General features: G+C 44.4%; 13 protein-coding genes and 1 riboswitch. Of the genes, 1 reads left to right on the plus strand and 12 read right to left on the minus strand.

Annotated features, from left to right (window positions below):
• Positions 1 to 99: 99 nt before the first annotated feature.
• The 6 genes from cobU to FJD32_RS18155 all read right to left on the minus strand — a co-directional run bounded on the left by cobU (position 100) and on the right by FJD32_RS18155 (position 6,071).
• Positions 100 to 705 carry a bifunctional adenosylcobinamide kinase/adenosylcobinamide-phosphate guanylyltransferase gene (cobU, locus tag FJD32_RS18130; protein WP_037428433.1) on the minus strand — a complete coding sequence of 202 codons (606 nt, stop codon included), beginning with the start codon at positions 703 to 705 and terminating at the stop codon, positions 100 to 102.
• The gene (locus FJD32_RS18135; RefSeq protein WP_037414785.1) at positions 702 to 1,490 is read right to left on the minus strand and encodes an adenosylcobinamide-GDP ribazoletransferase; all 789 of its coding nucleotides are present in this window, start codon (positions 1,488 to 1,490) and stop codon (positions 702 to 704) included. The genes cobU and FJD32_RS18135 overlap by 4 nt, the downstream gene beginning before the upstream one ends.
• Positions 1,491 to 1,597: 107 nt before the next feature.
• Positions 1,598 to 2,650 (minus strand): nicotinate-nucleotide--dimethylbenzimidazole phosphoribosyltransferase, encoded by a 1,053-nt coding sequence (cobT, locus tag FJD32_RS18140; RefSeq protein ID WP_037414788.1) that lies wholly within the window; start codon positions 2,648 to 2,650, stop codon positions 1,598 to 1,600.
• A 144-nt stretch (positions 2,651 to 2,794) separates the two neighbouring features.
• A complete protein-coding gene (locus FJD32_RS18145) occupies positions 2,795 to 3,934 on the minus strand; it encodes an iron ABC transporter permease (RefSeq protein ID WP_088586048.1) in 1,140 nt (379 codons plus the stop codon).
• Positions 3,931 to 4,818, minus strand: a complete 888-nt coding sequence (locus tag FJD32_RS18150; RefSeq protein WP_037414795.1) for an ABC transporter ATP-binding protein — start codon at positions 4,816 to 4,818, stop codon at positions 3,931 to 3,933. Before FJD32_RS18150 ends, FJD32_RS18145 begins: the two co-directional genes overlap by 4 nt.
• 123 nt (positions 4,819 to 4,941) lie before the next feature.
• A riboswitch (cobalamin riboswitch) is annotated at positions 4,942 to 5,173 on the minus strand.
• A gap of 175 nt (positions 5,174 to 5,348) precedes the next feature.
• Positions 5,349 to 6,071, minus strand: coding sequence for a histidine phosphatase family protein (locus tag FJD32_RS18155; RefSeq protein WP_037428434.1), 723 nt, complete (start codon positions 6,069 to 6,071; stop codon positions 5,349 to 5,351).
• Between the two features lie 223 nt (positions 6,072 to 6,294).
• Here FJD32_RS18155 and metH point away from each other — a divergent pair, with 223 nt between their 5' ends.
• Positions 6,295 to 10,029 carry a methionine synthase gene (gene metH, locus FJD32_RS18160; RefSeq protein ID WP_140906899.1) on the plus strand — a complete coding sequence of 1,245 codons (3,735 nt, stop codon included), beginning with the start codon at positions 6,295 to 6,297 and terminating at the stop codon, positions 10,027 to 10,029.
• A gap of 571 nt (positions 10,030 to 10,600) precedes the next feature.
• Here metH and FJD32_RS18165 read toward each other — a convergent pair.
• From FJD32_RS18165 to FJD32_RS18190, 6 genes are all read right to left on the minus strand, one after another.
• Complete coding sequence (locus FJD32_RS18165; RefSeq protein ID WP_037428439.1) at positions 10,601 to 10,945, minus strand: hypothetical protein; 345 nt, start codon at positions 10,943 to 10,945, stop codon at positions 10,601 to 10,603.
• Positions 10,946 to 11,207: 262 nt separating this feature from the next.
• On the minus strand, positions 11,208 to 12,137 hold the full coding sequence (locus FJD32_RS18170; protein WP_037428440.1) for a DUF4435 domain-containing protein: 930 nt from the start codon (positions 12,135 to 12,137) through the stop codon (positions 11,208 to 11,210).
• Positions 12,138 to 13,421: an AAA family ATPase gene (locus FJD32_RS18175; RefSeq protein WP_088586049.1), complete on the minus strand. Its 1,284-nt coding sequence runs from the start codon at positions 13,419 to 13,421 to the stop codon at positions 12,138 to 12,140. It abuts the gene before it with no gap.
• Positions 13,422 to 13,506: 85 nt separating this feature from the next.
• Positions 13,507 to 13,920 (minus strand): hypothetical protein, encoded by a 414-nt coding sequence (locus FJD32_RS18180; protein ID WP_037428445.1) that lies wholly within the window; start codon positions 13,918 to 13,920, stop codon positions 13,507 to 13,509.
• Positions 13,921 to 14,153: 233 nt separating this feature from the next.
• Positions 14,154 to 17,009, minus strand: coding sequence for a choice-of-anchor Q domain-containing protein (locus tag FJD32_RS18185; protein WP_088586050.1), 2,856 nt, complete (start codon positions 17,007 to 17,009; stop codon positions 14,154 to 14,156).
• A 624-nt stretch (positions 17,010 to 17,633) separates the two neighbouring features.
• The gene (locus FJD32_RS18190; protein ID WP_011715680.1) at positions 17,634 to 19,247 is read right to left on the minus strand and encodes an IS1634-like element ISShes12 family transposase; all 1,614 of its coding nucleotides are present in this window, start codon (positions 19,245 to 19,247) and stop codon (positions 17,634 to 17,636) included.
• Between the last annotated feature and the right edge of the window lie 194 nt (positions 19,248 to 19,441).

The raw sequence follows: 19,441 nt of genomic DNA on the forward strand, positions 1-19,441 counted from the left end.
ATAAGATAAAAGGCGCTTCTTTTTATACGAACTAAATGCAAAAGCGGCTCAAAATAACATTCACAACTTGATTTAAATGCACCAGCTCATTTAAGAGCGCTAGCTCGATTTAAGCGTCAGCGGTAAACCCGCCACCACTAAGGTCACATTATCCGCAACAGCAGCAACATCTTGGTTTAACCAGCCAGCTTCATCCACAAATTGGCGACTCAGTTCCCCCAAGGGCACAATGCCTGAGCCTACTTCATTACTGATTAAAATCACCACACCTTCAAGTGTATTTAACGCACTGACAAAATCCGTTTTGGCCTGTCGCCAGTGGGCTAACACATCGTGTTGAGATGATGTCGCAAAAGCTAGGGCAAAATCTGATTCGGTCGAAGCTGGCTCAGCCTGTGGGTGGACAGCAAGTAATTGATTGGTTAACCAAAGCGTTAAGCAATCCACCATAATCACCCGCCCCGGCTTAGCTAAATGCTTAAGCTTGGCGGTTAATGTCAAGGGTTCTTCAATCAACTGCCAGTCGATATCGTCCTTGGCTCGGCCATCTTGATGTAAACGGATCCGACTGGCCATTTCAGCATCGAGTGCCTGCGCGGTTGCAACGTAGCAGGCATCGAATCCTAAAGCCGTATACTGGCGTACTAAGGTTTCACCGTAACGGCTCTTACCGCTACGAGCGCCGCCCAGCACTAAATGGATCACAGAATGCTACCTACAACGAGCAGCACGAAGTAACACACAATTTCACAAATTTGCTGCGCAGCGCCTAAGGTATCGCCTGTATAGCCGCCAATTTGACGTCTAAAGATCACCACGATCAAACGGCGCAATCCGATCATAATCAACAACAGCGACAGTGCAGCAATCCCCTTTAACACCAACAGCACTAACACACCACTGGCGATCAAAATAAATAGTTCATTAATGCCTTGGTGCTGCGCTAACGGCTTAGATTTACTGGACTCATCATCGCGCACATATTTTTCGGTGAAAATAAGGCTCGCGGCCACGACTCGACTCACAGTATGGGCGACAATCATCGCCGAACCAGCAACCACAGGGTCATAAAGCGCTAATTCCACCAATAATTGCCATTTAAGCATCAAGACAATAATCAAGGCCAAGGCACCATAACTACCAAGGCGCGAATCCTTCATAATGCGCAGCTTGTCTTCAGCCGTCCAACCGCCACCAAACCCATCGAAGGTATCGGCTAACCCATCTTCGTGGAAACCGCCCGTTAACAGCACGCCCGTTAACATCGACAGCAATACAGACACCCCAGCGGGTAACCAATTTTGAGTCAGCCAAAAAACGATGGCGCTTAACAGTCCCACCAGTAAACCCACTAAGCCAAAGTAACGACTGGCTTTATTGAGTTTATCGGCATCGACTTCGACCCATTTGGGCATAGGAATACGGGTAAAATAGCCCATGGCCACAAAAAATAAATCTATCTCTTTGTGCCAGCTTTCGCGTTCTGACATAAAGCATCCTTAGTGAATACACACTTGCAGCAAGGTTTAAAGTTAAAACGGTTAGCTAAAAGTTATTATTTTAAATTAAGTTAAATAAATAACTTAGCAGGGCTACATCATACAACAGCCTCAATCCCTGCATCACTAAAACTCGCCATTTGATTGTAAAAATTTACTGCGGCTTGAATTAACGGCAATGCTAAAGCTGCCCCCGTGCCTTCACCTAATCTAAGCCCCAAAGATAACAAGGGTTTAGCTTGCAAATATTCCAACATACGTTGATGGCCTTGCTCCTCGGAGCAATGGGCGAAAATCAGATAATCCCGCACATTAGCATTGATCGTCACCGCGACTAATGCGGCGGCGGTCGCAATAAAACCATCCACAACTACCAACATCTTGCGCTCAGCTGCAGCCAGCATGGCACCAGTCATTTGCACAATTTCAAACCCGCCAAGACAAGCAAGCACTTGTTTTGGCCCACTAAGCGCACTTTGATGCGATAGCAACGCCAGTTCTACCAAGGTTAACTTACGCGCTAAAGTGTCGCTATTAATGCCTGTACCGCGCCCCACACAGTCAGCTACATCTAATTGCATAATCGCCGCCATAATTGCCGCGGCAGAGGACGTGTTGCCAATCCCCATTTCACCAAACGCAACCAGATTACAGCCTGCTTGATGGTGACGCTCAATAAGCTCGCGCGCCATATCAAAGCCCTTATCCACACTCGTTAAAGGCATGGCTGGCTCCAAATGAATTGCAGCAGTACCCGCGCCAAGACGTTGATCGATAATCCCTTCTAGCCCCTCAACGGGTGTCAAAATACCGCAATCGATCACTTCAAGCGTAAAACCTAATTGGCGACAAAACACATTAATGGCCGCGCCGCCGTGGGCAAAGTTTTGCACCATTTGGTGGGTGACTTCACTTGGGGCAATCGAAACCCCTTCAGCGGCAATGCCGTGATCCCCTGCAAATACCAACATGGTCGGTTTGACTATCTGCAATTGTTGTGGCCCTTGAATGCGAGCAATTTGTAATGCTAAGGATTCGAGTTGTCCCAATGCACCTGGCGGCTTGGTCTTAAGATCGATTTTTTGTTGAATAACCTGATCCTGCGCTTTACTCACAGGCTCGATTTGAAATGACAGGCTTGATTGAGACATTCACACTCCAGTGACTAATTCGATTTCAATAACTCGTTCGATTTCAATAACTCGTTCGATAACAACTACGACGCATACAGCGGCTATTTTCCATACGCACTTAGTACTAAATTAGCTAATCCTCTGCGAAAAACGCGAGTTCAATTAGTTGCGCCGACGCAAAATCAGCAAAAAGAAAAAACTACCTATCGAGGCGGTGATAATACCAACGGGCAGTTCTTGATTACCCAGTAAACATCTCGCGAGCACATCAATCCACACCATAAACAAGCCGCCCACTAACGCGGTGAGCAAAATGGGCTGACGCCCGGGAAATAACAAGCGCACAGTATGGGGGATCATTAATCCAACAAAACCTATGCCACCACAGGTCGCCACTAAAACGGCGGTAATTAGCGAGCAGAGCAATAACATATTGAGGCGTAATTTAGGTACATTCACCCCTAAGGTGTGAGCCGTTTCATCCCCCGCCTGCAGGGCCATAATCTGCCGCTTCCAACCGAGGATGATAAAAAAACTTACCAATACAACGATGGATGGCAAAATTAAGAGCGGCCAACTGGCCTTAGCAAAACTGCCCAAACTCCAAAAAAGCACTGATGCCGTGGCCTGCGGGCTGGCAAAATACAACAGCAAGCTGGTTAATGCGCCAAACATAAACGATGTTGCCACCCCAGAGAGCAGCATGCGCTCAACTTGGCTGTTGAGCCCAAGCCCTGACAACGCGAGAACAATAAGAACGGATAAACTGGCACCAATAAAAGCGCCGAAAGGCAAACTAAACCACAGGAGCCCAGCAAACATTCCCGAGCCACTAAAAATCCCCGAATTGGCAATAACGCCAGCATTACCGAATAGACCAGAGCCAGTAAACAAGGTCAGCATCACCACAGCGCCAAAGGAGGCACCTGAACTGATGCCAAATAAATAAGGGTCAGCAAGGGGATTGCGAGTTACGGTTTGCAGCACACTGCCCGCTAAAGACAGCCCCGCCCCCGCCACAAACGCGAGCAATATCCGTGGCAACCTTAATTCCATCACAATCCGCTCCGTCATCGAGGCGGTAGTTGACGCACCGTCGTTGGCGAAAAATTGATTGAATAATTTAATAAACACATGCAACACATCTAAAAAGCTGATATTTGCCGCGCCAAAACTGGCGGCCGCAATCGGGGTCAGCAGGGCAAAACCCACCAAGCCAAGAATCAGCCATTGCTGGCGGGTTAATGGCGTTAAAATATGGGTTAAAGGATTCATCATTATCAGCTTAAACGTGTGAATCATGGCGTGTTTATCTCCCCGTTGATGTTATGGGGAGCGGATACAACCACATCATCCGTCGGTGATTTTTGATAACCATAAAAGTAATTAATTAAAGGATTGGCATGTTGTGGATGGGGCATCACTTGAGCGCAAACACCAAAAACTTGGGCAATGCGCTCCTCTGTTAATACCTCACTCGGCGTGCCCATGGCGCTCACTTGCCCCTTATCCAGTAGCAGCAAACTATCACACAGGGCACTTGCTAAATTCAGATCATGAATAGAGGCAATGACACTAATGCCAAGGCTTCGAACCAACTCCAAAATTTGTATTTGATAGCGCACATCGAGGTGGTTTGTGGGTTCATCTAAAATCAGTAACTGAGGTTGTTGCACGATAGCGCGGGCAATCAGTGCCCGTTGTTTCTCACCGCCGGAGAGCCTTTCATATTGCTGATAGCGCTTATGGCTAAGACCTACCTTTTCAAGCGCCTTGATAATTTTTTCACTATCACCGCTGGAATTAGTATCGAACATCCCTTTGTGGGGCGTGAGCCCCATAGCAACGAGTTGCTCTGTGGTCATATCAAAATAGTGCGGCGTATCCTGCTGCACCACAGCTACTTTGCAGGCAAATGCCTTGGGCGAAAGCTCGTTAATGTCCTGCGAAAACAAACTGATTTGCCCCAGAGTTGGGCGAATAAAACGATATATACAACGCAGTAAACTGGATTTACCCGCACCGTTAGGGCCGATTAATCCCAGCATTTCACCGCGTTGTAGGGCAAAGTTAATCCCTGAAAGAATGGTTTTGCCTTCGATGGTCCAACTTAATTGGCTGACATTGAGTGCCACATTAGCTAGCACCGCCGAAGATTGCACATCTGTTGACGTGGAAGGCTTCATTTAAAGCAGCTCCCACAGGCATATTTTGTACCCAAACCCAGTAGCACCATGGGCCACAGGGCGAAACGTATCAATATCATTTTCTGCTCCCTCGAGTCACCCGCTCGAGAACTAAGGCTGCACGCAGCGAAAACAGAAATAGGCAGGTCTCCTGACTTGTAGCAAAGAAGGTTCTAGGTTCTAGGTTCTAGGTTCTAGGTTCTAGGTTCTAGATTCTAGGCTCTAGATTCTAGGCACTTCTTTTAACTACTCACAGTTGCGGGTACAGTTCGGGCTGGCTGATGGGCAGCACCCCGATTCCCTATTATGTTTGGGTTGATCCGGCGTTTATAACGACTATTGCCTTAAGCGAATAGCGCAGGATAAAGCGAAATTCCCAACACCTATTTCTGCGACATTTAAACTTAGCGAACACCATGTGCTATCTCGCTCAAACGTCAGGGAAAAGCATTATCCTATATCTTGCTCATTAGGCAATGCAGTTTAAATCAGAAAATGTTCATCATCCCATTTAGCATGAGATTTCAAACTCAATCAGCATGGCCCGATGGCCAGTCTAAGCGCCAGTATCGAGTCCCATGTTTATCTTCGAGTACATTAATCGTCACCACCGCGGCAACCGGTAAAGTCAGTTGACTGTAAAACCCTACCGTTCTCACCGCCCCCAATGCTCTTGCCATTAAATGACGGATCACCCCGCCGTGGGTCAAAACCCAGATATTGGCTGTGGGTGCATCGGCATTACACTCGCCGTGGGCCTGTTCATCATCCAACGCCAGCAGGGCAAACTCTTTATTGAGGATCTGCTCTATTGCGCCATCGATACGAGCCTCAAAACTTGCCATCGTTTCACCATTGGGCGGCGACACGGTCCAAGGATCTTGCCAATAGGCCGCCATGCGCTCGCCATCCTGTTGATATAACTCATCGAGTAAGCGACCATCCCAATCGCCAAAATCCATTTCTTGTAGATCCTCCAGTAGGTTGACCTCAAGCGGCGAAGGCGTTGGTGCAGCTAAATGTGAACTCTCAGACAAGCTGGAATGCGGCTCCAGCGCCAACTCCTTGGCAAATTCAGCGCAGCGCCTTGAGGTGGAGCTGTAAATACCGTGGCATTCACTGGCCTGCAAAGCGACTGCTGCCAACATCTGCCGCCAGCCCTTCTCGCTCAGTGGAACATCGACTCTGCCACGTAAAATAGCCCCGCCCTCGCATTCCCCATGGCGTAACAGTAATAAGCGAACTTGTTTCATATATGCCTTTTAAAAATCTTAGGACCTAAACTCTAGATTCTAGATTCTAGATTCTCGCTCCTAATGACTTTCACCTTGCCCTGACAATCCGATGTCGCGTATTATGGACGTCTATACGTATAAATGTCCAAACCATAACGAACGACATTCAATAATAAAATGCAATTTACCGCAGAATTGCATATTTTTGGACTCAACTTAGCTGTAGTAAAGGTAATCATTTATGGCGATATCTCTCCATCGAGCCAGCCAAACACTGGCAGACATTCGCAACCAGTTGTCAAAGCGCATTCTGATTTTAGACGGCGCCATGGGCACTATGATCCAAGGCTACAAGCTAGAAGAAGCCGATTACCGTGGCGAGCGTTTCAAGGATTGGCATACCGACGTTAAGGGCAATAACGATCTTTTAGTGCTCACGCAGCCACACATCATCAAACAAATTCACACCGACTACCTATTAGCCGGTGCGGATATTATTGAAACCAACACCTTTAACGCCACAACTATCGCCATGGCCGACTACGATATGCAGTCGCTGTCCGCCGAAATTAACCGTGAAGGTGCGCGCCTCGCCCGTGAGGCCTGTGATGAAATCGAAAAAGCCACGGGTAAACCACGTTATGTCGCCGGTGTGTTAGGACCCACTAACCGTACCTGCTCTATCAGCCCCGATGTTAACGATCCCGGATATCGTAATATCCACTTTGATGAGTTAGTGACCGCTTACTGCGAATCGACCCGCGCCCTGATTGAAGGCGGCGCCGATATCATTATGGTCGAGACCATCTTCGATACCTTAAACGCTAAGGCCGCATTATTTGCCATCGAAACCGTGTTCGATGAACTCTTTGGCGCTAACTCGCCAGCACGTTTGCCAGTGATGATCTCCGGCACTATTACCGATGCCTCGGGCCGAACCCTTACCGGACAAACCACCGAAGCCTTTTATAACTCCCTTCGCCATATCAAGCCGTTATCTATCGGCCTTAACTGCGCCCTTGGGCCAAAAGAGCTGCGTCCCTACGTTGAAGAACTGTCACGCATCGCCGAATGTTATGTGTCGGCGCACCCTAACGCGGGTCTACCAAACGAGTTTGGCGGTTACGATGAAACCCCAAAAGACATGGCCAGCGTTATCCAAGAATGGGCCCGTGAAGGCATGCTCAACATTATTGGCGGCTGCTGTGGTAGCACACCCGAGCATATTAAGGTCATTCGCGAAGCGGTGGAACCGTTTGCCCCGCGCGTATTACCCGAGATCCCCGTCGCCTGCCGTTTAGCAGGTTTGGAACCGCTCACTATCGACGCCCAAACCCTGTTTGTGAACGTGGGTGAGCGCACCAACGTTACTGGCTCGGCCAAATTTTTAAAGCTGATCAAAGAAGGCAAGTTCGAACAGGCGCTCGATGTCGCCCGTGAACAGGTAGAAAGCGGCGCGCAGATCATCGACATCAACATGGACGAAGGCATGCTCGATGGCGTGGAGGTGATGCATAAGTTCTTAAATCTTATCGCCTCTGAGCCAGATATCAGCCGCGTGCCGATTATGATCGACTCCTCGAAGTGGGAAGTGATTGAAGCGGGCCTCAAATGTATTCAAGGCAAGGGTATTGTTAACTCTATCTCCCTCAAAGAAGGCGAAGAGAAGTTTATCGAGCAGGCAACCCTCGTTAAACGCTACGGCGCGGCGGCCATTATTATGGCGTTCGACGAGCAAGGCCAAGCCGATACGAAGGCGCGCAAAGTCGAAATCTGTACCCGCGCCTACCGCGTGCTGGTCGATAAGGTCGGCTTTCCGCCCGAAGACATTATCTTCGACCCGAACATCTTCGCCATTGCCACGGGTATCGATGAGCACGATAACTATGCTGTCGATTTTATTGATGCCATTAAAGAAATTAAGGCCACCCTGCCCCACGCGATGATTTCGGGCGGGGTATCGAACGTGTCGTTCTCCTTCCGCGGTAACAACCCAGTGCGTGAGGCGATTCACGCAGTATTCCTGTACCACGCGATTAAAGTCGGTATGGATATGGGGATTGTCAACGCGGGCCAGTTAGCGATTTTTGACGATATCGACCCAGAGCTTAAAGTACGGGTCGAGAACGTGGTGCTCAACCTGCCTTGCCCGGTTGAAGGCTCGAGCAATACCGAGCAATTGCTTGATATTGCTGAAAAATTCCGTGACGATGGCTCAAGTGCCGCTAAAAAAGAAGATTTAGAATGGCGCTCATGGCCAGTTAATCAACGTCTCGCCCATGCGCTGGTGAAAGGCATCACCGAATTTATCGACGAAGATACTGAAGCGGCTCGCCAAGCTGCCTCCCGTCCGCTGGATGTGATTGAAGGCCCGCTAATGGACGGTATGAATATCGTCGGCGACCTGTTTGGCTCGGGTAAAATGTTCCTGCCACAGGTGGTCAAATCCGCGCGGGTGATGAAAAAGGCCGTGGCCTACCTCAATCCCTTTATTGAAAAAGAAAAAGTCGCAGGTCAGTCGAACGGTAAGATTTTGATGGTGACCGTAAAAGGCGATGTGCACGATATCGGCAAGAATATTGTCGGCGTGGTGCTTGCCTGCAATGGCTTTGAAGTGTTCGATTTAGGCGTGATGGTGTCAGTAGAGCGCATTCTTGAGGCGGTGAAAGAACACAATATCGATATTATCGGCATGTCAGGGCTTATCACCCCAAGCCTCGATGAGATGGTGCACAATGTGAAAACCTTCCACCGTGAAGGGCTCACCATTCCAGCGATTATCGGCGGCGCTACCTGCTCGAAAATCCATACTGCGGTGAAGATTGCGCCGCATTATCCCCATGGCGCGATTTACATTGCCGATGCCTCGCGCGCAGTGCCTATGGTCAGCAAGCTAGTCAGCAATGAAACTCGCCAAGCGACCATTGATGAAACCTACGCCGAGTATGACGATATGCGCACCAAGCGTTTATCCCAAGCTAAGCGTAAGGAAATCGTCTCGCTAGAGGCCGCCCGTCAAAACCGCTGCCAGCACGATTGGGCCAACTACACCCCATTCAAACCTAACGTGCTCGGTCGCCAAGTATTTGAAGACTATCCATTAACCGATTTAGTCGACCGCATCGACTGGACGCCCTTCTTCCGCGCATGGGAGCTGCACGGTCATTACCCTGAAATCTTAACCGACAAAGTAGTCGGCGTTGAGGCGCAAAAGCTGTTCGCCGATGGTCAGGCGATGCTTACAAAAATCATCGAAGAAAAATGGCTCACCGCCAAGGGCGTGATTGGGCTATTCCCCGCCAATACCGTCAACTTCGATGATATTGAGCTGTACACAGATGAGACTCGCACAGAGGTTGAGCTGACCACCCATCACCTGCGGATGCAACTTGAGCGGGTCGGTAACGATAACTTCTGTCTGGCCGATTTTGTCGCGCCCAAAGACTCAGGCGTTGCCGACTATATGGGCGGCTTTGCGGTTACCGCAGGCCATGGGATTGATGAGCATATCGCCCGCTTTGAGGCGAACCATGATGACTACAACGCCATTATGCTCAAGTGTTTAGCCGACCGTTTAGCCGAAGCCTTTGCCGAGCGGATGCACGAGCGCGTACGTAAAGAGTTTTGGGGTTATGCCGCCGATGAGCAGCTCGATAACGAGGCGTTAATTCGCGAAAAATACAAGGGCATTCGCCCTGCACCGGGTTACCCCGCTTGCCCGGATCACACCGAAAAAGGCCTGTTGTGGGAACTGTTAAAGCCGAATGAAACCATCGACTTAAACATTACCGAAAGCTACGCCATGTTCCCTACCGCCGCAGTATCGGGCTGGTACTTTGCCCACCCGAAATCCCGCTACTTTGGCGTGAGTAATATTGGTCGCGATCAGGTGGAGGATTACGCGAAGCGTAAAGGGATGACTGTTGCAGAGACGGAGAAGTGGCTAGCGCCAGTGCTTGACTATGATCCCGAGTAATCGGGATTTAGATTACGCTAACGCGGTTTGAGATCTAAGATCGGTCTTGCGACCGAAAAGGTCGTGGGGCTTCACCCCACACCCGATGTTGCTGGTTCGTTTTGCATTGCGAACTAGCAACCATATCGCTGTAAGGTGATGATGTAACTCATTGCCTGCCGCAGGCTTTAGCACTGTTACCCCAGTGACACGCCGTGCATACATCCTTGTAGGCTCTACTAAAACATCCATGTTTTAGAAGGTCACTGGTGCAACAGTGCCCTATCTGGTGTACCCATTACGCTCTGCAAAAATTGCATGGGCTAATTCAGAAAAAATCATCATATAAAAGACTTATTTCGCGCTTATTCGAAAATCACCGATTTTCATTCGCCCCTTCCCCAAAAGCTACGCAGACGTACTGTCTGCGTCACGCGCCATTTTTCAATAAAGAGTCTTCATCGCCCTTCAGAAACTTCGCAGGGGATGGGTGAACTTCTGTAAGAGTAGAGTTAACTTTTTGCATTCAAAAAGCTATGCATCTCCTGTTATTTCCGTTCTGGAATTCCATTTCACACAAGGATAAATAGAGTTAACGAGGGGGATTAAAATGTGACTGAAGTTGCTTGATTCGCTCTGGGATCAAATCCATTTTATTGTCGGTGTTTAACTCATCACAATTTTCAGCGACAACCCGTTCTACGCCAGTTTCATCAGTAAAATAGAGTTTTTCGCAGTCGCATCTCAGTTTAGCGATGAGCGGCTTTTCCGCTTTAGCTTGGCGAACCTCGGCAACCCAGCAGGAATCAGCACAACCGCAGGAATGATAAATCAGCTCCTCACCAGAGACAGGCCAATCCAGCTGATATTCGCCTGCCAGCGCATTACTCACACATAGCACAAGAGCAAAGAATACGAATAATAGATATCGAATCATTTTTAATCATCCAAGGCTTATCTGAGTTCCTTAAGGACTAAGCATTAAAGCACCTTATTTAATGCTTAACCTAAGAATAACCAGAAATTTACGATCGCGCACTAACAATGGATATCCATTTTATTCTGCGGATTTAGCAATGGGTGTCTAATCAAACTTTTATCAATAACCAAATAAAATTAATGGCTTCACCTAAAAACCAAAACTAAATAACTAATAAATAAGAAAACAGCTTAGTAAAAACTAATTCCTAGCGATTTATTCATGCTGACATAAGAATGTGATTTTTAATTTTATAAATCCTATCAACAATATGATCAAAATCGGCCCCACCAATAAAAGAAAAAGCGAGATTTTTTATCGACTTATTATTTATACCATCTCTTATTTTATAAAGGCATTTATGAAATGCTCCTGTCGAACAGAACTGACAAGTAATAATTTCACCGCCAGAGCACATTCCATTAAGAGAGTTAATACTTTTTAAAATTTCGACTGAAAAAGATTCAACCAACCACTTACCCTTTGAAATACTTTTTAAAGTCATTAAGTTTGGAGACAAGTCAAGATGAGCAGCAAATCTATCTAGTTCATCAATCTTACTTAAAATAGCATGTTGAATTTTAACATCATTTAGTCTACCTGTTGGGTAAGAATAAAAGAATATTGACTTATATTCAGAATCCAAAGAAGCTCTTAATGCTTCGAGTGAAAAGTAATATAAACTTAGTAGATTTTTTTCCACATCCTTAAAGATCTTAACACAAAGATCTTCATTAATTAAACTCTTACCAGCCTTAGTACATAAACAAAGAATATTATGCAACACATCTTTAGAAACAAAATAACTTTCAATAGAGTAGTATTCAAGTACCAATATCGGTTCCAAAGCAGGCAATTCATTTCTATAATCCCTAACATCCTTATCGATAATACCTAAAATGTGTTCATCCAGCTTATACTTGCTATTTTTAATATTGTTAAGCTCTCTTATAGCTGTAATAACCTGCTCACACCCTTCCGAATACCCTTCAATATTTTCAACAGCATAAATTTCTACTTCGAATGGAACCCTTGCCGATAACTGATTATAAATAAGAATATCATCCATCCCTTCAACAATTATTGCTGGAACACCTGTCATTACAGCTTCATTGAAGATTTCATCTATTTCATAAAAATTTCCTGACATTTACGATCTCCAAACCTTCAGTTCAGAAAGGAAATTCGGATTTCTCTTAGCTAATGCCGGAGAATGAGAAGCAACAATAATTTGAGTCGTAGGTAACAGAGCTGAAAAAATAGACATCAACTCTCGCTGCCACTTTATATTCAATGATATTTCAGGCTCATCAATAATTAAAAAATTACGATCCTGCCCCTCAAAAAGAACCAAAGCTAAAAAAGTTAATATATGTCTTTCCCCACTTGAAAGCTCGTTTACAGTATGGTGCTCACCATCAATTTCAACATAAACCTCCCTACCATTAACAAATAGTTTTTTACCATCTATTAAATATCCATTAAATTTGTCAACCAATAAGTTAATAGAACTTAAAACAAGCTTTTCAACTTCCAATTCATCAATCATATTTTCAAAAAGTTGACTTAGTAATGAATGTCCTAGTATTTTATCTAGCTCACCCTTCTGGTTAATTTTATTTAAAATATTAACAATTCTATTTTTAAAGTTATTATCCTCACCATCATCAAGAGCCTCTATAATTCTATCTTTATTTTCCAATATCCTTTGCCCTAACACTTCACTATTTGAAACTTTTGTTGAAGGGTTACTATTTTCTATATCGATAGCAACTGACAAGGTATCAAATAGTGCGCTTTGAATTTTTCGTGTAGCTGTGAACCTAGCTATCCTATAACGTTGCAACAAAAGCTCTTCAATATTTTCAATCTTAATATTCTGTAAATATAAATGATGCTTTCCAAAGTCAATTTCAGGCCTTCTATTTCTATATTTAACAGCATTTCGCCTTCTAATAAAGAATGATAACTCCTCAGATAATTCAAAAATTTTCTTTCTCTGAAAGCCAACTGAACGAGCTTCGTTAAAAAAATCATTATTTTTATTGAAATTCATAAAAAAATCATAGAATAGCTCAGGATCAATATTCACAGCCTGAGTGCTTACACCTCGTTCAACACCTAAAGAAAGAGATCTGGAATTTTGTAAAAAACTATTTTCAAATTCTTCCCAGTTAAAGACCCCATCATCCATTGAGACTATAACATCTCTTACATTACCACCATCAGATATTTTACATTCAATACGATTAACACCTAATGCCTTTAATGAACTTTCATCTTGAGAAAGAAATGCGCTAATAGCTTTTAAAAATGTTGTTTTCCCACAACCATTATCACCGAAAATAATAGTAACATTATCATCAGAAAAATTAACACTAGCAAATCTATCTCTTGATTTAAAGTTGTGAAATGTTATTTCATCAATTCTCATAAAAACTCCATTTTTTTAAAATTAAAACTTAAAATGATTAAAAACCAATCAAGATAACTATTAAATATTAAGTAAAAACTAAAATCTATTGAATATTTGTAGAATCATAAACTCTATCAAATTCTGCTTTGGCATCGGCTTTATGGTTTAGACAGTTAACCATATGCTCATCTGACTTATAGTTTTTGCAGTCTTCGGGGACGATATAGTATTTGCGCCATGCTTCGGCTTTACGTATGCGTGCCGCTTCATTTTGCTGAGCGATACGTTGCTGTTCCGCAGCCCGCTGAATTGCAATTTGTTGCTGTTGATATTCAATAATCTTGCGTTCTTTTGCGGCTTGTTGGCGAGCAAGTTCAGTTTGCTTTTGTTGCATAGCAAACTCATTAAGCCCTTGCGTCAGGCGGTATTCGATATAACTCAAATAGCCAATTCGCACTAACAAAGTGACCAAACCCGCTAACAAGATCCCTAAGGTAATTTGTAAAACTGATTTCATTCCAAAATCCATTTCTATTCTGAACAGCTCTTTTCATCAGAAAACATAAATACTACGGGATACACCAGAACTGGCATTGTTGCACCAGTGACGTTGAGAAAAATGGGCAGGTCATAGTAATACTAACCTGCCATTCCTGTGCTTTACATTCCATGAGTCATTTCTGGTTATTTAGCAAACTTGCATCCACTGTTTAGCAATTAGAGCTTTAACAATTAAAGAATGTAGCATAATCAGTTTAATCTAAACTCTATTGCACCAATATCAATGACTTTTGTTCCATTGTTATCACCGTCAATTGGTCTTGCTACACCATATAAATCGACATCTACGTTTAACGGCACACCAGCATCAATTACCGGTGAGTTACTAAAAGGATATCCATTATTATCAAGTAAAGGATCGGCAAAAAAAGTATTCACTTCAACTTGTTGGTCCTGCATATCTATATACACCCCCCTAACATCATTAACTATATTATTACTTAAGTTAATGCTGCTTCCAGAAGCAAACTTATACAAAGTACTAGCATACGAAGCATTATCAATTAAATATCTAGATTTTGAAACGATATTGTTATCGATTGACATTTTATAATATGGCTCATCAAGCCCATAATAAATAAGCTTCACTACAGATTCTAGCCCAAGAAAAGTATTATTGTAGATTTCTAATTCAGAGGACATACTTGCATTAAGAAACTGACATCCGAAATATAAATCAGGCGCATCCAAAAGATTGCCAAAATATATATTATTCACTAGTCTAGTCTTAGTATTTTGTGCAACAGCATAATTACCGCTTTCAATCCTAGGGCAATGGTAATCATCATCCAAATTACTAGATACGTAACCATTATCGAGAGCCTTACCTATCAATATATTTTGTTCAAAAAGCATCTCTCCGCTATTTAAAATGGATACTGACATGAGGTTGTTTGGTGTACCATCAAATAAATTACGTGTAATAGCACCTCCACTACCCTCTACCTTTATATAGTGATTAGCTAAGGTAAAACCATTTACACTACTATTTTTATCAATAATTAAACTTGGTTGCCAAAATGAAGTTTCGCTGCTATAAAGCTTAGCACCTTTAGATTCCGCCTCTAATAGCGTTTGTTTTTTAGATAAATCTAAATCACCAATATAAATTCCTGCCGGAACATTAACTTTTTCACCATCGGCCGCCATATCAATCTGTTTTTGTAATGCTTCTGTAGATTGACCAACCACTATTGGAAATGGTATTGAAGATAACACTTTATCACCAGTTATAGAGCTGAGTGAATTGAATACTAACTTCCCTTCCCCTTGACTATCTCCCCTAATATCAAGTGTAAAACTATAAGCCCATTGATAGTCTTTAAAAACAATTTCGTTTCCAACCAAACAACTATACTTTTCATGGCTATTAACACATTCGGCACTTAATAATGTGATATTTTCCGGTATGTCCAGTCTAATTTTATTGCCGGTCACAGGATCAAAGCCACCAAATTTAGATTCTTGCTGATGAATTGTAAACGCTAGCTTTTGTGAAGTACCAACTAATTCCATCATATACTCTTGACGGTTATCAATCCACAATCGATAAGATACATCAGCAGCATGTCTTGCAACATCAATTGTTGCTTGGTTATTCGACAAATCCTCATCATGTCCAAGATGCTGTATTTTTGCAGTGATAACACTTTTAATCTCTGCTCCATTTGCTGTGTCAGCATTTAAATAGATCTCTTGAACAGCTTTATATCCTGGTGATATATTATCCCATTTACAGGTCAGTTCGAGCCGATTATCTGTTAAAGTACAAAAATTGGAATGAGCATAACTATCGCTATCAAAATAAACAGGAAGAGATGTTGAGTAGGTCGTCAACACTGTTCCGCTGTCAGTTGATTTTACATCACTTTCGACTTCAGCTTTTACGATAATCTTTTTAGAATAGCCTTGGGTTTCATGGGATAAAGTAACTCCGAGATCAGCAATTTTAGGAAGTATTTTTTTATCGTTAGGATGACCAAAAGATAAGAACTCTTGCAAATTTGTAAAGCCATCACCATCTAAATCTTGAGTCGCATCCAAAGCCGATGTTGGATTTAAACCAAAAGCCAACTCCCAACCATTAGTTATTCCATCGTTATCCGCATCCTCAAATGAGGTCAATATGGAGGGTTTATAGTATTCCTTTAAAAAAGCATATTCTTTATTTACCATGCCACTATGTAGCATAATTTTATAATAGGTGTAATTAGAGATTATGTTTCCTCTTAACTCCTTATAGAATTCAACTGAAAATGTAGCTTGACTACTGTTACTTCCCCTAACAACAAACTCACCACTTTCTTCATAGGCATGTACCATAGTGTTAAGTTTAAATAATTCATTCGTTTGGACATCCCAGAACCCTAAAGATGAATCGAATACGCGACCTTGTATCCTAAAACCATCATTTCCACATAACACCATCTCATTACCAGTTCTAATAAATTTAAAATTTGAAAATAAGATTTGTTTTTTATTATTTACATCTGAAAACATTAAATTATATGTTGCTTCAGTTTTTGCACAAGTTAAGTCCTGCTCTACATATTGTGCAGTACCAGCAAGTAAACTGTGACCTAAAGTACCTTTTACATCAACATCCTCAAAAATCACGGTACTATCAATAAGTATTCCATCGGTGGAAAATCGGTTTGCTCTCACAGTAGCTTTACCGTTAGTTGTCATACCATCTTCAACGCAATTAGTGAAAGCAATATTTTTTTCTTTATCTGAGCTTCCATTCGAAATTTTAATCGTTCCACCACCAGAGCAAGTCGAACCCAGTTCGCCACTTTGATCGTTATAGTCCGGTAGTAATTCAGGAATGAGTGTAAAGATGTACTTGTACACTTGGCCTAATGTTTCTGTATTCAATGGAGCTGCAGACTCAATACCTGCATATTGGTCTTTAATATTGATAAATTTAGACAAGGGATCTTTGGTGACAGGAGGTGGGGTAGGTGTTTCTGCTGAAGAATCTCCACCACCGCCACCACATGCTGAAAGACATAAACACAAAAGGGGTACAAGTGCATATTTCATATCATAACATCCATTTATTTGATTTTATTAAATTATTTAAAATATTCGGATAGGTATAACTTTCATTGTTTATAACTGACACTGAGGTTAAAAAAATTGGACAGGCACTTTTATGCCTTAACAATCGACCTATAACACCTGAGCCGAAGGAATACACCACCCCCTCGGAGTTGCCGCAGGGCATTTGCGTTCGTTGCGTGAGCGAGGCATGGATGCCGAGATAGCGTCAGTCGAATCAGGGACGAGCGTCTGACGCGATAGCATAAGAACGCTTAATGCCCAAGGGGCTTTCAACTCCGTTAGGGGCGGCAAGGGAGATCCAAGAGGGAATTGCTGTTGATCCCCTCTTGGTCGGGTGTGGGTTGAAGACCCACGACCTTGATTCACCTCGGCCGAAAGGCCGCTAAATAACCAGTTCACTACTTTGTGAACCGACAAAAATCTTTCCATGGCTACCGCACTTGGCCAACACCCATTAGCCAAGGGATTGCACTGCTGTAATGCTTTTATAGAATCTAGAATCTAGAATCTAGAACCTAGCACCTAGCACCTAGCACCTAGCACCTAGCACCTAGCACCTAGAGTCTTATCGCATATTGTTCAGGCCGACTTTCCGCACCTGATTTAGGAATAAATTTGCCGATACCGTTCGCCTAACACGTCGAGAATGATCTGCTGGTCCACTGTGAGTCCTGTGACTTGAGGTGGCGCCTCTCCCAACTGGTACTCGTGCACCCCGCCAAAGCGTAAAAAAATCCACCGCGCAGTCGGTTTTTGCGTGGGTTTCTTTTTCATGTCCGCCACACTCCGGTTCTGCTCTACTAAGCCCTGCCGGATCCGGTGCTCCAGCGCCGCATAAATCATCAGGCTACAGGTCATCACCATCAGCAACGCTTCGATACGTTCCGGTTTTTTAAGATATAACGAGGAGGTTAAAAATTCGGGACTTTTCAGAAACCTAAAACCACGCTCGACATTCTGCTGGGCTTTATAGGTAGCCAACAGCTCAGCCATGGTGAGCGTTTCACTGTGATCATTGGTCGCGAGGATGAACACCCCTGTCTGGTTGCGCGCCTCAGCCACCCGCGCCAAGCTACTTGCGGCTAACCCCTTGATGTGAAATTGGTAGTTCACCGGCATTTCACCCTTTTGGGGCCTTCCGCGCCCTGCATAGATAGGTTCACTCACGACTTCTGCTTCTAGTTGCAGCAGATTTAAGCTGACAGCAAAACGGGCTAATTCAGCCTGCGCATCGGTCTCGCAGGCAAAACGCTGGGCACATAATTTGTTGAAGGCTTTCAGTTCACGCGTGCTGTCTTTCAGTAGGTTTTTGGCTAATGTTTGCTGCTCACGGTGGCTGGCCTGTTCGCTGCGCACCAGCAACCAACGCTGCGCGACGTCGGCATAATTGGCGCTTTGCCAACAGCCATGATAGCCATTGCCCAGCGCAACCAGCGACTGGGTGCCAATGGTTGCCACGGCTCGCTTGGCTTCATTGAGGGTGACAGGCACACGAGTCACGAACAACTGTTGCTGTTGTGCCAGTAGTTGCAAGGTGTCGGCGCAATACAGCGCCGCATCGCCGACCAGATAACGACTCTCCTGCGCGGCCTTGAGACTGCTCAAGTGGCGCCGTACCGTCTGGGCAAAGGCCTTGGTATCATTAATATTACCACTCAAGGCTTGCATGTAGATGGGCAGGCCGGCCTGATTTTCACAGATAAGCTCCAGGATAACCTGGTTTAGCTCTGGCCGATGGTCGCGGCTATAGCCCCGTACCAATTGCAACTTACCGAGCTGCTCGCCATCGGCTTGGTCATAGGCGCCATCGACGTGGAAGCTGGTGATATCGAGGTGTACTGCAGTACTTTTGAGCCCCAATCGTTCAACGACCTGCTCCGCCATCACCTGATAAAGCGTGCTGACATCGGCCTCAAAGAGGGCATCAAGGCAGCGGCCGAGCACATCATCATTGAGGTCATCGGCACAGATCCCCGGGCCAATCAGGCGTTCTACAGGCTTGTTGGCAAAGAATTGCGGGAACATGTGCAAGGTCGAACTATGAAAGCCAAGACCGTTCAGTATCATCGCCACCAACGCTTCACCATGTGAGACTTTGTAGGGCGGCGTTTTGGGTAGCACCGCATCAATCATGCGAGCAATGCCGAGTTCTTGGCAAAGTGCAGCGACCAAACCAAGGTGGTCGAGGTTACGGATAGAGATAGCGGGAGCGGCCATGATGAATTACCTGCAAAAGAGAGTAATAGATCAGAATGACCGATCGCCGTCAAGTTTTTTAAATCGAAAATTAGGTGCGGAATGACGGTTCAGGAGGTGTTCTTGCGAAATAAAGACACATCTTCCTGATGCAAGTGAACTGAATCGAGGTCACGATTAAGTTTCATCCTTGTTAAAAACCTAAGATAACGTTG

Origin of the sequence: Shewanella sp. LC6 (genome assembly GCF_006385735.2) — a bacterium.
GTDB classification, from domain to species: Bacteria; Pseudomonadota; Gammaproteobacteria; order Enterobacterales; family Shewanellaceae; genus Shewanella; species Shewanella xiamenensis.

Coding starts and splice junctions, on each gene's coding strand:
- FJD32_RS18135 (WP_037414785.1), bottom strand. CDS start 1,490: ATGTCAGAACGCGAAAGCTGGCACAAAGAGATAGATTTATTTTTTGTG.
- cobT (WP_037414788.1), bottom strand. CDS start 2,650: ATGTCTCAATCAAGCCTGTCATTTCAAATCGAGCCTGTGAGTAAAGCG.
- FJD32_RS18145 (WP_088586048.1), bottom strand. CDS start 3,934: ATGATTCACACGTTTAAGCTGATAATGATGAATCCTTTAACCCATATT.
- FJD32_RS18150 (WP_037414795.1), bottom strand. CDS start 4,818: ATGAAGCCTTCCACGTCAACAGATGTGCAATCTTCGGCGGTGCTAGCT.
- FJD32_RS18155 (WP_037428434.1), bottom strand. CDS start 6,071: ATGAAACAAGTTCGCTTATTACTGTTACGCCATGGGGAATGCGAGGGC.
- metH (WP_140906899.1), top strand. CDS start 6,295: ATGGCGATATCTCTCCATCGAGCCAGCCAAACACTGGCAGACATTCGC.
- FJD32_RS18165 (WP_037428439.1), bottom strand. CDS start 10,945: ATGATTCGATATCTATTATTCGTATTCTTTGCTCTTGTGCTATGTGTG.
- FJD32_RS18170 (WP_037428440.1), bottom strand. CDS start 12,137: ATGTCAGGAAATTTTTATGAAATAGATGAAATCTTCAATGAAGCTGTA.
- FJD32_RS18175 (WP_088586049.1), bottom strand. CDS start 13,421: ATGAGAATTGATGAAATAACATTTCACAACTTTAAATCAAGAGATAGA.
- FJD32_RS18180 (WP_037428445.1), bottom strand. CDS start 13,920: ATGAAATCAGTTTTACAAATTACCTTAGGGATCTTGTTAGCGGGTTTG.
- FJD32_RS18185 (WP_088586050.1), bottom strand. CDS start 17,009: ATGAAATATGCACTTGTACCCCTTTTGTGTTTATGTCTTTCAGCATGT.
- FJD32_RS18190 (WP_011715680.1), bottom strand. CDS start 19,247: ATGGCCGCTCCCGCTATCTCTATCCGTAACCTCGACCACCTTGGTTTG.